We start from the raw sequence: 15,393 nt of genomic DNA on the forward strand, positions 1-15,393 counted from the left end.
TTCTCTTTTCTTTTAAATAAAGCTTAAAACATATAGTTTGTCATTCTAGGAATCTCAGCTTTGAGATTAAAATAAAACTTTATGAGATTCTTCACTACAATTCGTTTCGTTCTGAATGACAAAGAAATACTACTCTATCTCAAACTAATCTCAGCCTCAACCTAAAAATTACAAACAATCCTCCCCTTCTATTTTAGTCTTAAAAGTCTCAATTGTTCCCTGCAACGTTTCATAAGATTTTCCGCCTGCAGCGTTGATGTGCCCGCCTCCATTGAAATACTTTCTTGAAAACTGGTTCACATCCATATCATCTTTACTTCTGAAAGAAATTTTAATAAAATCTTCATATAAATCTTCCATGAAAAATGCAGCCATTTTTACACCGAGAATACTCAGTCCGTAATTCACAAAGCCTTCTGTATCCCCTTTCTGGAAGCCGTATTCCTTGAGTTCTTCTCTTGTAAGATACAGAACAGCAACCTTTCCATCTTTTACCACTTCTATCCTTCCTAAAATCAAAGCCAGCAAATGAAGCCGGGAAACGGTATTGGTATCCCAGGTATTGGAAGTGATCATAGCAGGATCTGCTCCTTTTTCAATTAGATTAGCAATAATCCTGTGCGTGGTTGCACTTGTAGAACGGAAACGGAAACCTCCCGTATCAGTCATGATGCCTGTGTAAAGGCATTCTGCAATATCTTTATTCACTAAACCCTCATCATCCAATGCCTCAATAAAATGATAGATCATCTGGCAGGTCGCAGGAATTATCGTATCAGAATATACGAAATCAAATTGCTCCGGCTGCTGGTGGTGGTCAATAAGGATTTTTTTTCCTTTCGCATTCGTAAGCCAGTCTCCCAGCAGACCGATTCTTGAGGGAGAATTAAAATCAAGGCAAAAAATAACATCGGCTTCGCTGATCAGATCAAAGGCTACTTTTCTCTTGTACTCTGCAATGAGCGCTTTTTTAGCTTCGGCCATCCATTTCAGGAATTTCGGAAAATCGTTCGGGACAACTACCTCTGCGAAGATCCCTTTTGCTTTTAAATAATGTTTTAAACCAAGGCTGGAACCAATCGCATCACCATCCGGATTGTAATGGGTAAGAATTACGATTTTGTTTTCAGGGGTTAGTAATGAGTTAATTTCTAAAAGTTCTGCCGGTGTAAACATCATATTATGTTTATGTTTATTTTTTCTTTAATTTTGACTTTTCAAAGATAGAGCTTTTAAATAAATCCCTGTCATTATTTTATTATTAAAAATTTCGTTTATCAATCAATCTTTATAAATAACTGAATAAAAAGAGGGCAAAAATTTTTAAAAAAAGATTGGTAAAATTTGTAACATTTAAAAAAATCCATATCTTTGCAACCTGAAAATTAATAGATAATTACGATTTAAACATATAGTAATGAGTAAAAGAACATTCCAGCCATCAGAAAGAAAGAGAAGAAACAAACACGGTTTCAGAGAAAGAATGTCTACGCCAAATGGAAGAAGAGTTTTGGCTGCAAGAAGAGCTAAAGGCAGAAAGAGATTAACTGTAAGTGCATCACGCGCTAAGAGATAATTTCTTAATTATCATATACAAATCATGCTTGAAAAGAATTTTTTCAGGCATTTTTTGTTGTTAAAATTTACTAAAATTTAGGTCTTTTAAGCTTCTTTTTCCTATTTTTAAATTCTGAAAAAATATTTTAGAACAGCACTATTAAAACTAAATTATGCCACATACAAATATCGCCGGAGATAATATTATAAGCTTGCAACATGCTAAGATCGCACAAAAAAACTTCACCGTTCTTTCTGATGTGAATCTGAACATTAAAAAAGGAAGATTCTGTTATCTTATCGGGAAAACAGGTTCCGGTAAAAGCTCATTACTAAAGACATTGTACGGGCATATCCCTTTGGCTGCAGGGCATGGCGCGGTAGTAGGCTTTGATCTTGAAAAAATGAAGACTTCCGACATCCCAAACCTTAGACGAAAGCTTGGGATAGTTTTCCAGGATTTTCAATTGCTGCCTGACAGAACAGTTGAAAAAAATTTAAGATTCGTTCTGGAAGCAACAGGATGGAGCGACAAGGTAAAAATGGAAGACCGTATCAATGAGGTGCTGGGAAGCGTAAATATGAAGAGTAAAAAGCATAAAATGCCACATGAGCTTTCGGGCGGAGAGCAGCAGCGTGTGGCTATTGCAAGAGCTTTACTAAACCATCCGGATTTAATTCTTGCCGATGAGCCGACAGGAAATCTTGACCCTGAAACATCCAATGAAATCATGACCTTATTAAAGCAGGTAGCCTTGGAAAACGGAGCAGCTGTTGTAATGGCAACACACGATTACCACATGATCCAAAATTTCCCAGGGGAGGCAATCAGATGTGAGGATGGAAAGGTTTCTGTTTTAGATACTGCAGAGCTATTTGAATAAAATTAAAAGATTCAGGGATTCAGGGATTAAGAAATTTAGATATTATAGGCGTAAGCTAACTTCTAAGATCTAATTTCTACCTTTAAAAATATGAAACTCCTTTGTGAGCTCAAGATATTGGTCCGAGTATTGTCTCGGGCTTTTTTCTATAACAAATTCTGACTCTTCAAGCTTTTTTTCAATTAAAGAAAATTCAAGAATCAGTCTTTTTATATTGGCCGTTTCAATTCCTTTAATATTTATTTTTCGAATTAAAAAAAATTGATTTTCACTGGCAATTCTGATAAAGTCAGTTCCGGCTTCCATGGGAATTATCACAGAAAATATTCCTTCCTGGGAAAGCAGCTCTGCTGATTTTGAAATTAACTGCTTAAAATTCAACTCAATAGTTTGACGTGCAATCTTGTCTTTTCCTGAATTCGATTCTTCAAAATAGGGAGGATTTGAGATAATCAAATCAAATTTTTCTTTCGATTCAAACTTTTTAAAATCCTGATGAACATTTTTTAACCTTGACTTGAATGGAGAATTTTCAAAATTAAGCTTTGTAAGATTTGCAGCCTCTTCATTAATATCAATTCCTAGAAATTTTGCTTTTGAATTCCTTTGGGCAAGCATTAATGAAATCAAACCCGTTCCTGTTCCTACTTCCAGAACTTTGGAAGCAGCATTTACATAAGTTAAAGCACCCAACAAAACCCCGTCAGTTCCTACGCGGAAGACATCTTTAGATTGCTGTATTTCAAATTGTTTAAATGTAAACGGCTTCACTATAAATTCGTCGGTAAAGTAATTGTGAAGGTAGAACCTTTACCAACCTCAGATTTTACGGTGATTTCTCCTTTGTAATCTTCCACCATTTTCCTTACCATTGATAAGCCCAGCCCCATACCACTATTTTTTGAAGTAAAATTAGGCTCAAAAATCCTTTCATAAATACTTTCAGGGATCCCAATACCGTTATCCTGAACGGAAATCATCACCCTTCTCTGGTGTTGTTCCACATCTACATTAATGATTAACTTCCTTTCTTCACTTTCCGCCTGTTTTGCATTGGTCACAAGATTGGTAATGATTCTAGATAGGTAAATTCTATCCATATTAATCATGATATTATTTTTGTTAGAATGCATAAAAATACTATCATCATTGAAGACACGCAGAATATCTTCGACCTCAGTATTGAGATTAATGACTTCATTGTTTTTCTCAGGAAGCTTGGCAAATTCTGAAAACGCAGATGCTACAGTAGCAATTAAATCGATCTGATCAACCATCGTTTTGCTCATCTGCTTTACCCTTTCCCTGATATTCGGATCTTCGGGATCAAATTTTCTTTCAAAATTCTGAATGGTCAGTTTCATCGGAGTCAATGGATTTTTTACTTCATGAGCCACCTGTTTTGCCATTTCTCTCCAAGCCTCTTCGGAAGCTTTGAAACGAAGCCTTTCTTTCTGATCCTGAATCTGAAGAATCATCCTATTATAAGCCCTGGCCAAAGCATTTAGCTCATCATTCTTATAATATCTGATAGGACGCATCTCATTCTCAAACAATGTGATACGGGTGATCATATCGGAAAACTTAGTAATATTTTTAGCTAAACTGTTCGACATGATCCAGCTTATCCAGATACTGAACAAAATCAATAAAATATCAACTAAAACAATATATTTTATATAACTGTGAAGAACATCAAAGTATGCAGATTCATTATGATAAAGAGGAATATAAACAATGGCAATCGGCTCCAGATCATTATTTTTAAGAAGCAAATAGGAGGAAGTAAGCACCGCACCTTTGGAAGCATCATATCCTTTGATATCATACCTTGCGTTAGTCGCCAAAATTCTGTTGACAATATTAATAGGAATTCTTTTCTGGCTTACAAGGCTTTCCTCCTTATTAGAAAGTAGGTAATTTCCTTTAAGATCATATAAGATAATATCATGCTGGTTGATATCCGCAATCTCGAAAATTTTATTTTCCAAAAGCTCGGGAAGATCCTTGGTTTCGGTACGGATCATACTTACCGCATAATCCAGATAACGGACCACAGCACCTGTTTTGGCCTGCATATCAATTTCGCTTTGTTTAACAGAATTTTCCTTTAAAACAAAATAAGGAATCAAAGAAGAAGCGACTACACTTAAAAGACATACCAACAAGAACCCGAAAAAAACTCGGTTTCTCAAGCTATATCCCTTATACATATTAATTGACATTCTGTTTATTAATTAATCTAGCAATATACTTACCAATTATATCAAATTCTAAATTAACTTTATCTCCTGCCTTTAAATATTTCATATTCGTAAATTCCCATGTGTAAGGGATGATCGCTACGGAAAACTGGGAATCTTCACTTTTTGCAACCGTTAAGCTGATTCCGTTTACTGTAATAGAACCCTGCGCAACAGTTACAAAACTTCCACTATCCTCATATTTCATTGTTATATAATAGCTTCCGTCCTTATTTTCAATGCTTATTACCTCACCGGTCTTATCAACGTGACCTTGCACGATATGTCCATCCAGTCTTCCATCCATTTTCATGCAGCGTTCAAGATTAACTACAGTTCCCACCTTCCATTTTCCAAGGTTTGTTTTTTCTAGAGTTTCATTGATCGCTGTTACGATATATTGATCTCCGTCTATCTTCACCACTGTAAGGCAACAGCCGTTATGAGCAAGACTTTGATCTATCTTTAATTCGTTTGTGAATGGGCATGTTAAAGTAAAATCAATATTGCTTCCGTTTTCTTCTATCTTCTCAATTACTCCAACTGCTTCAATTATTCCTGTGAACATATTATTTTTTGCTAAATTTGTAAAATTATAATCTTCAAAGATAATCAAAATGAGCCCAAAAAACCATAAAGTACGAGTAGGAATTTCAATCGGAGATTTCAATGGCATCGGTCCCGAAATCATAATGAAATCCCTTGCAGACAAAACCATTACGGATTTTTTCACGCCAGTGATTTTTGGTTCGGGGAAATTATTTACTTATCAGAAAAATATTTTTAAATTAAACTTAAATTTCAACTACATCAACGAGGCTTTACAGGCACAGGCCGGGAAGATCAATATGGTCAATCTTGTAAAAGAAAATTCCACGGTAGAACTTGGTATTCCCACGGAAGAATCGACAAAAATGGCAATTGATTCTCTGGAAGCAGCCACGGAAGCTCTCATGAAAGAGGAAATTGACGTTCTGGTTACCGCCCCCATCAATAAAGACGAAATGATGAAGATGGGCTTTAAGCATGCCGGTCATACAGGCTATTTTGAAGAAAAATTTAATAAAAAAGGGTTAATGTTCCTGGTAACGGAAGACTTAAAAGTTGCCGTTTCCACCCATCACATCCCGATTGCTCAGGTTGCCGAAAATATTTCTAAGGAAAAAATTAAAAAGCAGATCAGAGTTTTAAATCAAACTTTAATTGAAGATTTTAATATTCAGAAACCGAAAATTGCCGTTTTAGGACTGAACCCGCACTCCGGGGACGGTGGCGTGATCGGGAATGAAGAAATTGAAATCATAGCTCCGGCCATCAAAGAACTTTCAGACAACGGGATTCTGGCATTTGGTCCCTTCCCTGCCGATAGCTTTTTCCAACCTAACAAATACAGAAGCTTTGATGCGGTCTTAGCTATGTATCATGATCAGGGACTGGCCCCATTTAAAACTCTGGTATATGAAGAGGGCGTAAATTATACAGCAGGACTTCCTTTCATTAGAACTTCTCCCGATCATGGAACAGCTTATGATATTGCAGGAAAAAATGTTGCCAATGAACAAAGTTTTATGGAGGCGATTTTCACTGCGATTAAAGTTTACAAAAACAGAAACGAGTACAACGATTTGATGAGCACTCGTCTTCAACCAAGAAAAATAGTAATAGACAATGGAATCGACGAAGATCTGCCTGAGGAAAGTGAGGATTAATTTTTTAAAAAAAAATTTAAATTAATTTGTTAGAGAATTTATTTGTTATTATAAAAAAATTGCATATTTTTGCACACTCATTTTATGGACAAGTTAAGAAACTATGATATTAGCTTTTCCGGACTGAAAACCGGGAAACACGAGTTCAGGTTTGAGATAGATAAAGAGTTCTTTCAATTATTTGACACTGAACAGGAATTTACAAATCCTAAAATTGCAGTATATGTTTTACTTGATAAACACACTACTTTTTTAGAATTTGAGATCAAAGTAAGCGGGACAGTAGAATTGGTTTGTGATATTACAAACGAAAATTTCGATCATCCTATTGAAAATGAAATCAAAGTATTGGTAAAGTTTGGCGAAGAATACGATGACAGCGAAGAAGATGTAATCACCATTCCTACCAGCGACCATGCTTTTAATATTTCACAATTAATTTACGAAAATGTGGCTCTTTCCATTCCGATGAAAAAGATTTCACCCAACGTAAGCGAAGAAGATCTGGCAATTCTGGATAAATTCAGTCCGAAAGATCATGAAGAGGAAGAACATGAAAGCGATCCTAGATGGGACGCATTAAAAAATTTAAAAAATAAAAATTAAATAGTTTAATGATGGGATGATGAATCTCATCGCTCATCAATTAAAAAAGTTATTACAAAATGGCACATCCAAAGAGAAGACAGTCGTCTACAAGAAGAGATAAGAGAAGAACTCACTACAAAGCTGTAGTTCCTCAATTAGCTAAAGATGCAACAACAGGAGAGCTTCACTTATACCACAGAGCTCACTGGCATGAAGGAAAATTATACTACAGAGGAAAAGTAGTATTGGAAAAAGAAGTAACAACTACAGAAGAAAACTAAGAGTCGCTTTTTTCACTGAAAAACACTCGTTTTAATACAAAAACCGTCCAATTTTTATAAAATTTGGCGGTTTTTTGTTGTTTTTTATGTTTTTTTGGTATCTTTGGCTCAAAATCAAATATCAAATTTATGGACATTAAAGACATACAAAATCTTATTAAGTTTGTATCTAAAGCAGAGGTTTCTGAAGTGAAGTACAAGACTAAAGATTTCGAAATCACTATTAAAACTCCATTAGCTGGAAGCGAAGTTGCTTATGCTCAACCTGCAGTTTACCACACTGCTCCACAACAAGTAGCTGCTCCTGTACAAGTAGCAACTCCTGCTGCTGCACCTGCTGAAAAAGCTGAGGCTGCTTCTGACGACAGCAAGTATGTTACTATTAAATCTCCAATGATCGGAACTTTCTACAGAAAGCCATCTCCAGATAAAGACGTATTTGTAAACGTAGGTGACGAAGTTTCTATCGGTAAAACGGTTTGTGTAATCGAAGCAATGAAGTTATTCAACCAGATCGAGTCTGAGGTAAGCGGAAAAATCGTTAAGATTTTAGTTGATGATGCTACACCTGTAGAATACGACCAACCTTTATTCTTAGTAGATCCATCTTAATTAGAAGTTAGATGTTAGACATTAGATGTTAGATTAAATTCTACATTAAAATAACATTATCTAATTTTCAAATTATCTAATTTTCAAATTGAAGAAGATGTTCAAAAAAATATTAATTGCCAATCGTGGCGAAATTGCAATGCGTATCTTACGTACTTGTAAAGAAATGGGGATCAAAACCGTTGCGGTTTATTCAACTGCTGATAAAGACAGTCTTCATGTAAGATTTGCTGATGAAGCAGTTTGCATTGGTCCGGCAATGAGTAAAGACTCATATCTTAAAATTCCTAACATTATTGCTGCTGCAGAAATTACCAATGCAGATGCCATTCACCCGGGTTATGGATTCTTATCTGAAAATGCCAATTTCTCAAGAATCTGCCAGAAAAATGGTATCAAATTCATAGGTGCTTCTCCCGAGCAAATTGAAAAAATGGGAGATAAAGCAAACGCTAAAGCTACGATGAAGGCTGCTGGGGTACCTTGTGTACCTGGTTCTGACGGTTTAATTGAATCTTACGAGCACGCAGTAAAAGTTGCTAAAGAAACAGGATATCCTGTAATGATCAAGGCAACTGCCGGTGGTGGTGGAAAAGGAATGAGAGCTGTTTGGAAAGCTGAAGACCTTAAAGACCACTGGGAATCTGCAATTCAGGAAGCTGTAGCTGCATTCGGAAACGGAGGTATGTACATGGAAAAACTGATTGAGGAGCCTAGACACATCGAAATTCAGGTTGCAGGAGATCAATTTGGTAAAGCTTGTCACCTTTCCGAAAGAGACTGTTCAGTTCAGAGAAGAAATCAGAAACTGACAGAGGAAACACCTTCGCCTTTCATGACCGACGAGCTTCGTGAGAAAATGGGTGAAGCAGCCGTAAAAGCCGCAGAATTCATAGGATATGAAGGTGTAGGAACTATCGAATTCCTGGTAGACAAGCACAGAAATTTCTATTTCATGGAAATGAACACGAGAATTCAGGTAGAGCACCCGATCACTGAGCAGGTTATTGATTATGACTTGATCAGAGAGCAAATTCTTTTAGCTGCAGGAACTCCTATTTCAGGAATCAATTATTATCCAAAATTACATTCAATCGAATGTAGAATCAATGCGGAAGATCCTTACATGGATTTCAGGCCATCTCCGGGAAAAATTACCGGACTAAATATTCCTGGCGGACACGGGGTAAGAGTGGATACACATGTTTATGCCGGATATACCATCCCTTCAAACTATGACTCAATGATTGCAAAATTGATCACGACGGCTCAAACCCGTGAAGAAGCCATTGCGAAAATGAGAAGAGCTTTGGAAGAATTCTATATCGAAGGTGTAAAAACTACGATTCCCTTCCACAGACAATTGATGGATAATGAAGATTATCTTGCAGGAAACTACACAACAAAATTCATGGAGGATTTTGTAATGGATAGAAAATACGATAATCACTAAGATTATTTTATATACAATCTAAAACCGTCTCATTTTGAGGCGGTTTTTGTTTTAAAGAAACAAGTGCATCCTTGTCAAGGTTTAAACCTTGACAAGGATATTACAATTTCCCTCAAAAAAATTTGGCTTAAAGAAAAGTTATTTTTTAAAGATAGAATAACTGCAACATAGAATCCGCAACAGCAATATTTTCTAATTCATTTTTCGTTGAGCATTAAAAGCACTTAAAACATGTTGTTTTTCAGTATCATATTTCTGTTTATCATTTTCATTTATAATGTTTAATTTTGTGCAAAACCTAAATTTATGTCAACAGTAGAAACAGTAAAAAACTCTCAGTATTTCATTGACCTTGAAGACAAATACGGTGCTCACAACTACCACCCTCTTCCCGTCGTTTTAGACAAAGGAGAAGGAGTTTTCGTTTGGGATGTGGAAGGAAAGAAATATTATGATTTTCTTTCTGCCTATTCTGCTGTTAATCAAGGACATTCGCATCCTAAAATTGTCGGAGCTTTGATTGAGCAGGCTAAAAAATTAGCTTTAACATCAAGAGCTTTCTACAATTCGAAATTAGGTGAATACGAGCAGAAAATCACTTCTCTTTTTGGTTTTGATAAGGTTTTACCAATGAATTCCGGTGCTGAAGCAGTGGAAACAGCTGTAAAATTAGCCAGAAAATGGAGCTATGAAGTAAAAGGAATTTCAGAAAACGCAGCAAAAATTATCGTTTGTGAAAATAATTTCCATGGAAGAACCACAACCATTGTTTCTTTTTCAAACGATCCCGATGCCAATCAAAATTATGGCCCTTTTACTCCTGGATTTATTAAAATTCCTTACAACGATATTGCCGCTTTAGAAGAAGTTTTAAACAGAGAAGCGGGAAATATTGCCGCATTTTTGGTCGAGCCCATTCAAGGGGAAGCTGGGGTTTATGTTCCAAATGAAGGATTTTTGAAAAACGCTTCTGAATTATGTAAAAAACATAATGTTCTTTTTATTGCCGATGAAGTTCAGACAGGTATTGCAAGGACAGGAAAATTAATTGCCTGTCATCATGAAGGTGTTCAACCCGATATTTTGATTCTGGGAAAAGCACTTTCCGGCGGAATGTATCCTGTTTCAGCAGTTTTGGCTAATAACGAAATCATGAATGTGATCAACCCCGGACAACACGGTTCTACTTTCGGAGGAAACCCGATTGCTTGTGCGGTTGCCGTTGCCGCCCTGGATGTAGTGGAAGGAGAAAAACTTTCTGAAAGAGCAGAAGAATTGGGAAAATTATTCCGTTCCGAAATTGAAAAAATCATAGAAAAGACTGATCTCATCACAAAAGTAAGAGGTAAAGGATTATTAAATGCAATTTTAATAAATGATACTCCTGAAAGCTCTACAGCATGGAATATTTGCTTAAAATTAAAAGAAAACGGCCTTCTAGCAAAACCAACTCACGGAAATATTATCAGACTGGCACCTCCTTTGATTATAACTAAAGAGCAATTGCTTGATTGCGTTCAAATTATAGAAAAAACACTAAATGAATTTTAAAACATGCCAATCTCCCTTGCGGTCATAACCTATAATGAAGAAGATAATATTGTAAGGCTATTAGATGCACTAAAAGATATAGTTGATGAAATTGTAATCGTTGATAGCTATTCAACCGATAATACCAAGGAAATCTGCACTCAAAAATATCCTCAGGTAAAATTGTTTGAGAAAGCTTTTAATGGGTATGGTGAACAAAAAAATCATGCCATTAATTTGTGCTCCAATGAATGGGTCTTATTTCTGGACGCGGATGAAGTTCCTGATGAAAATTTAAAAAAATCAATCAAAAAAATCACATCTTCAGTCCAGCCTGAATTCAAAGTGTATAATGTGAAGTTTAATAATCATCTAGGGATCCACCTCATAAAATTTGGTGGCTGGGGCAATGTTTACCGTGAGAGACTTTTCAGAAAAGACTGCGCAAAATATTCTGACGATAAAGTTCATGAATATCTGATCTTCAATGAAAAATGCGGAATTTTAGAGGGCAGACTCAATCACTACACATATAAAAGTATCCAACATCATATTACAAAAATCAACAAATATTCTGATATGATGGCAGAAAAAATGTTTGAGAAAGGTAAAAAGATTAACCGTTTCAAGATCATCGTAAGTCCGTCTTTTGAATTTTTAAAAGTTTTTATCTTTAAACTGGGCTTTCTTGACGGATTTCCTGGCTTTTACATTGCAAGAACAATGGCATACTATACTTTCTTGAAATATATTAAGCTCTACGAAAAAATCAGGTTGATAGAAATTGAAAAAAAGCACGGTAAATTATGATTTTATACATCGCCTTACTCATTTTAATCGTATTTTTAATTATAGAATTCCGGCTATATCTTTTTCTTTTTCCAAAAAACAGGCTGATCATTCTTATGTATCATCAGGTAGAAGAAAAGACTAATGATAATCTCACTGTAAGCCTCAAAAATCTCGAACTTCAATTAAAATATTTAATTCAAAATAAATATAAAACGAAATTCTTCTCCGAAATTAATCCCAAGGAAAAAAACACTATTATACTGACTTTTGACGACGGCTATAAAAATAATTTTAAATATCTGCCGCCGTTACTGGAAAAATATAATCTGAAAGCCACTATTTTCATTCCGACAAAATTTATTCAGGAAGGATATAAAAACTATGAAATGATGAGCTTTGAAGATATCAGAAATCTCAATGAAAATCATTTTGAAATTGCACTCCACAGCCACGAGCATCACAACTTCAGAAACTTATCTACAGATTACATCAAGCATGATCTGGAAAATAATATGCAGATTCTTGATGAAGAAAAAATAAAATATTCTAAGGTACTTGCTTATCCATACGGGAAATATCCAAAGATAAACACAAGAAAAAAGGAAATTTTTTCAATTTTATGCGACTTAGGAATTAATTTTGCTGTAAGAATTGGAAATAAAGTGAATTATTTTCCGACACAAAAGCCTTATGAGCTATGTAGAATAGACATAAAAGGTAAAGATACGTTAGTAAAATTCAAATTAAAACTTATCTTTGGAAAATTAAAACTGTTTTAGAAAATATTTTCCGTATCAAACTAAGAAGTTATGATGAATATAAGCGGGCTGATCATAACACATAATGAAGAAAAAAATATACGCGGAGTCCTTACATGTTTTGACTTTTGCGATGAAATAATTGTTGTAGACTCATTCAGTACAGATAAAACTGTGGAAATTGCCAAAAGCTTTCCTAATGTTAAGGTAATTCAGAATACATTTGAAGACTTCACCAAACAAAGGAATCTGGCACTGGACACAGCAAAAAATGACTGGGTTCTATTCCTTGACGGCGACGAGAGAATAACCCCGGAATTAAAAAAAGAAATTGTAGATGAACTAAATAAGCCTGAGCAGAAAGACGCCTATTATTTTTACAGGAAGTTCTTTTTTGCCCAAAAACCGATTAATTTTTCCGGTACACAGTCTGATAAAAATTTCAGGCTTTTCAAAAAATCGAAAGCCAGATATATCGCCGGGAAGAAAGTCCATGAAAAACTTGAAGTAAACGGTACAGTAGGTGCTTTAAAAAACAAGCTGCTCCATTATTCCGTTTCAGACTATGATTCTTACCGGAAAAAGATGGTTCATTACGGTATTTTAAAAGGAAAAGAATTAGCCGCAAAAGGGAAAAAGTTTAATCGTTTAATTCAATATCTTAAAACAGCTTTTAAATTTTTTAAAGCATATGTCATGAGACTTGGCATTCTGGACGGGAAAGAAGGCTACCAAATTTCTTACCTGCAGTCGCTGAGTGTTTTTGAAACATATGAATCATTAAAAAAAGAGCAAAATTAGTTGGATGAAGATTTGTATCATTAGTTATGATTTTTGGGATTATGATAAGTATATTGTTCAGACATTATGCAAACGCGGTATTGAAGCACACCATATAAAGATCAGTTCCGTTACTCATTCTAATTTTAACGAAAGGGCTGTAAATGCTTTAAGTAAAACATTTTTAAATAAAAATTTAAAAAAAGAAAAAAGACAGAGATACGTTCTGGAGTCTCTGGAAAAACTGGGGCATCAGGATCAGATTCTGGTTTTAAACCCGGATACTTTTGATATTGCAACGCTTGAAAAAATCAGGAAATATACCGACAGGCTTATTACCTACCTCTATGACAATTTGGAGAGGGTTCCTGTAGAAGGCAGGCTTCATTTTTTTGATAAAATTTTCTCTTTTGATATTAGCGATGTAGAAAAGCACAGTTTTGAAAAGATCACTAATTATATTTACCTCCCTTACCTACCCAAAGAGAAGCAAAATCCGCAGATGGATCTTTTCTACATTACCTCTTACGATAATCGAAGAGTTTCGCTGATAAAGCAACTGGCAAAAAAACTGATCAATATTGGAATGAAATTCCAGATTATGGTAATCGGAAAAAAATCCTGGAAGCATCAGCTTAGAAATCTCTTCATTAAAGTTCCTGAAAATCTGTTCCTGATTTTCAGCATCAAAAAAATTCCTCACGATGATCTTCCCAAATATTATAAAAATTCAAAAGTATTGCTAGATCTGATGCGTGAAGGTCAATATGGACTGAGCTTCAGGATCTTTGAGGCAATGTCTCTCGAAAAGAAAATCATTACTGATAATGAAGCAATTAGAAGCTACGATTTTTACAATCCCAATAATATTTTGATTTTAAACGAAAATATTAGTAATCTTGACAAAACTTTCTTTGAAACACCATACCAAACAGTTCCGAAAGAAATCTATTACAGATACACGCTGGATTGCTGGGTAAATAAAGTTTTTGAACTGGATCATAACAACTAGCAAATGGGAATCTTAAAAAAAATAAAAAAACATTTTAAAAGGAAAGAAAAGCTTAAAACCCTCAATACGCAGGACATAGTAAACATCAGCCTGTACGACGCTTCAAAAAAAACGATCCTTTTTGCTTCAAGAGACTTTCCTACACACGATAAAGATTCCGGTTCCAACAGGCTCAAAGAAATTATTTTAATCTATAAAGAATTAGGATACAACTGCATTGTGTTTGCTCCTCATATTTTTGAAGATGATTCTTATGTGGAATTTTACCAGCAGCATGGTGTGATCGTTTTTGTAGAAAATAATAAGTTCAAAAATATTTACGCCTTTCTATCAGGCCTAAAAAAAGTAGATTATATTTGGTTTAACGGTCCTCTTGCCTTGAATTTATTCTATAAAAAAATGAAAAATACCTTACCTGATACAAAATATATTTATGATATGGTGGATATTCATTTTTTAAGGTATAAAAGAGCTATTGAAATCGAGCCGAACCGTATTTCTTTAAAGAAAAATTACAAGCATTATTTCCGTCTGGAAACGGTTGTAGCGCCTCAGCTTGATTACATTATCGCCATTTCTGACAAGGAAAAGGAAGTCATGAGCCAATATGCAGACAAAAATAAGATTATCACAATATCTAACATACATTATCCTAAAATTGACATTTCTGAAAGAAAAAAATTTACTGACAGTAAAGGAATTATTTTCATAGGATCTATTCATGAGCCCAATATTGATGCGGTAAAGTTTTTATATGAAAAAATAATGCCTCTCGTATGGAAGGAAAATCTCGATCTGGAAGTGAGTGTAATTGGTAATGTAGCAGATAAACTGGATATCAAACAGTATCCAAAATTTAAGTTTTTAGGCTTTGTAGAAAGCATTGAAGAGCATTTTATGAATTCCAGAATAATGGTTGCCCCGTTGAGATTCGGAGCCGGTGTGAAAGGAAAAATTGGCCAGGCTTTTGAATATTTTTTCCCCGTTGTTACTACAGATATTGGGGCAGAAGGCATGAAATTAACAGATAAAAAAAATGTATTGATCGCAAACGACGAAAAATCTTTCGCAAAAGCTATTCTTCAATTGAATAATAATGAAGAACTTTGGAATACATTAAGTAAAAATTCGGTGGACAGCCTGAGTGCATTTTCGCCGGAAGAAGTAAAAGAAAAACTTAAAACATTATAATTC

General features: G+C 34.9%; 17 protein-coding genes. 13 read left to right on the plus strand and 4 right to left on the minus strand.

The genetic code is table 11. The annotated features are described in order from the left end of the window. Positions 1–168 precede the first annotated feature (168 nt). Positions 169–1,176 (minus strand): DHH family phosphoesterase, encoded by a 1,008-nt coding sequence (locus tag BW926_RS02440; protein ID WP_076443847.1) that lies wholly within the window; start codon positions 1,174–1,176, stop codon positions 169–171. Between the two features lie 241 nt (positions 1,177–1,417). Here BW926_RS02440 and rpmH point away from each other — a divergent pair, with 241 nt between their 5' ends. Together rpmH and BW926_RS02450 are read left to right on the plus strand one after the other, a co-directional pair. Then, on the plus strand, positions 1,418–1,576 hold the full coding sequence (gene rpmH, locus BW926_RS02445; protein WP_076443849.1) for a 50S ribosomal protein L34: 159 nt from the start codon (positions 1,418–1,420) through the stop codon (positions 1,574–1,576). Positions 1,577–1,730: 154 nt separating this feature from the next. Then, positions 1,731–2,441 (plus strand): cell division ATP-binding protein FtsE, encoded by a 711-nt coding sequence (locus BW926_RS02450; RefSeq protein ID WP_076443851.1) that lies wholly within the window; start codon positions 1,731–1,733, stop codon positions 2,439–2,441. A gap of 69 nt (positions 2,442–2,510) precedes the next feature. On the opposite strand, the gene BW926_RS02455 is transcribed toward BW926_RS02450, so the two are convergent. The 3 genes from BW926_RS02455 to BW926_RS02465 are packed head-to-tail and all read right to left on the minus strand — an operon-like array spanning position 2,511 to position 5,252. Next, positions 2,511–3,212 (minus strand): tRNA1(Val) (adenine(37)-N6)-methyltransferase, encoded by a 702-nt coding sequence (locus BW926_RS02455; RefSeq protein WP_076443853.1) that lies wholly within the window; start codon positions 3,210–3,212, stop codon positions 2,511–2,513. After that, positions 3,212–4,666 carry a sensor histidine kinase gene (locus BW926_RS02460; RefSeq protein ID WP_076443855.1) on the minus strand — a complete coding sequence of 485 codons (1,455 nt, stop codon included), beginning with the start codon at positions 4,664–4,666 and terminating at the stop codon, positions 3,212–3,214. The genes BW926_RS02455 and BW926_RS02460 overlap by 1 nt, the downstream gene beginning before the upstream one ends. Then, on the minus strand, positions 4,656–5,252 hold the full coding sequence (locus tag BW926_RS02465) for a riboflavin synthase (RefSeq protein ID WP_076443955.1): 597 nt from the start codon (positions 5,250–5,252) through the stop codon (positions 4,656–4,658). The genes BW926_RS02460 and BW926_RS02465 overlap by 11 nt, the downstream gene beginning before the upstream one ends. Positions 5,253–5,301: 49 nt before the next feature. Between BW926_RS02465 and pdxA the strand changes: the two genes are divergently transcribed. The 11 genes from pdxA to BW926_RS02520 all read left to right on the plus strand — a co-directional run bounded on the left by pdxA (position 5,302) and on the right by BW926_RS02520 (position 15,390). Further along, positions 5,302–6,393: a 4-hydroxythreonine-4-phosphate dehydrogenase PdxA gene (gene pdxA / locus BW926_RS02470; protein WP_076443857.1), complete on the plus strand. Its 1,092-nt coding sequence runs from the start codon at positions 5,302–5,304 to the stop codon at positions 6,391–6,393. A gap of 84 nt (positions 6,394–6,477) precedes the next feature. Then, a complete protein-coding gene (locus tag BW926_RS02475; RefSeq protein WP_076443859.1) occupies positions 6,478–6,999 on the plus strand; it encodes a YceD family protein in 522 nt (173 codons plus the stop codon). 59 nt (positions 7,000–7,058) lie between these two features. After that, positions 7,059–7,262: a 50S ribosomal protein L32 gene (rpmF, locus tag BW926_RS02480; RefSeq protein ID WP_076443861.1), complete on the plus strand. Its 204-nt coding sequence runs from the start codon at positions 7,059–7,061 to the stop codon at positions 7,260–7,262. A 129-nt stretch (positions 7,263–7,391) separates the two neighbouring features. Further along, the gene (gene accB / locus BW926_RS02485) at positions 7,392–7,874 is read left to right on the plus strand and encodes an acetyl-CoA carboxylase biotin carboxyl carrier protein (protein WP_076443863.1); all 483 of its coding nucleotides are present in this window, start codon (positions 7,392–7,394) and stop codon (positions 7,872–7,874) included. 97 nt (positions 7,875–7,971) lie between these two features. Next, positions 7,972–9,327 (plus strand): acetyl-CoA carboxylase biotin carboxylase subunit, encoded by a 1,356-nt coding sequence (accC, locus tag BW926_RS02490; RefSeq protein WP_076443865.1) that lies wholly within the window; start codon positions 7,972–7,974, stop codon positions 9,325–9,327. Positions 9,328–9,633: 306 nt separating this feature from the next. Beyond that, positions 9,634–10,878: an ornithine--oxo-acid transaminase gene (gene rocD, locus BW926_RS02495; protein ID WP_076443867.1), complete on the plus strand. Its 1,245-nt coding sequence runs from the start codon at positions 9,634–9,636 to the stop codon at positions 10,876–10,878. A 3-nt stretch (positions 10,879–10,881) separates the two neighbouring features. Further along, positions 10,882–11,667: a glycosyltransferase family 2 protein gene (locus tag BW926_RS02500; protein ID WP_076443869.1), complete on the plus strand. Its 786-nt coding sequence runs from the start codon at positions 10,882–10,884 to the stop codon at positions 11,665–11,667. Next, complete coding sequence (locus BW926_RS02505) at positions 11,664–12,428, plus strand: polysaccharide deacetylase family protein (RefSeq protein ID WP_083672237.1); 765 nt, start codon at positions 11,664–11,666, stop codon at positions 12,426–12,428. Before BW926_RS02500 ends, BW926_RS02505 begins: the two co-directional genes overlap by 4 nt. 30 nt (positions 12,429–12,458) lie before the next feature. Continuing rightward, positions 12,459–13,208, plus strand: a complete 750-nt coding sequence (locus BW926_RS02510; protein ID WP_076443871.1) for a glycosyltransferase family 2 protein — start codon at positions 12,459–12,461, stop codon at positions 13,206–13,208. Between the two features lie 4 nt (positions 13,209–13,212). Continuing rightward, on the plus strand, positions 13,213–14,199 hold the full coding sequence (locus BW926_RS02515) for a WaaS/CpsH family glycosyltransferase (protein WP_076443873.1): 987 nt from the start codon (positions 13,213–13,215) through the stop codon (positions 14,197–14,199). Between the two features lie 3 nt (positions 14,200–14,202). Next, positions 14,203–15,390 carry a glycosyltransferase gene (locus BW926_RS02520; protein WP_076443875.1) on the plus strand — a complete coding sequence of 396 codons (1,188 nt, stop codon included), beginning with the start codon at positions 14,203–14,205 and terminating at the stop codon, positions 15,388–15,390. Positions 15,391–15,393 lie beyond the last annotated feature (3 nt).

Origin of the sequence: Chryseobacterium sp. RU37D (assembly GCF_900156075.1) — a bacterium.
Lineage (GTDB): Bacteria > Bacteroidota > Bacteroidia > Flavobacteriales > Weeksellaceae > Chryseobacterium.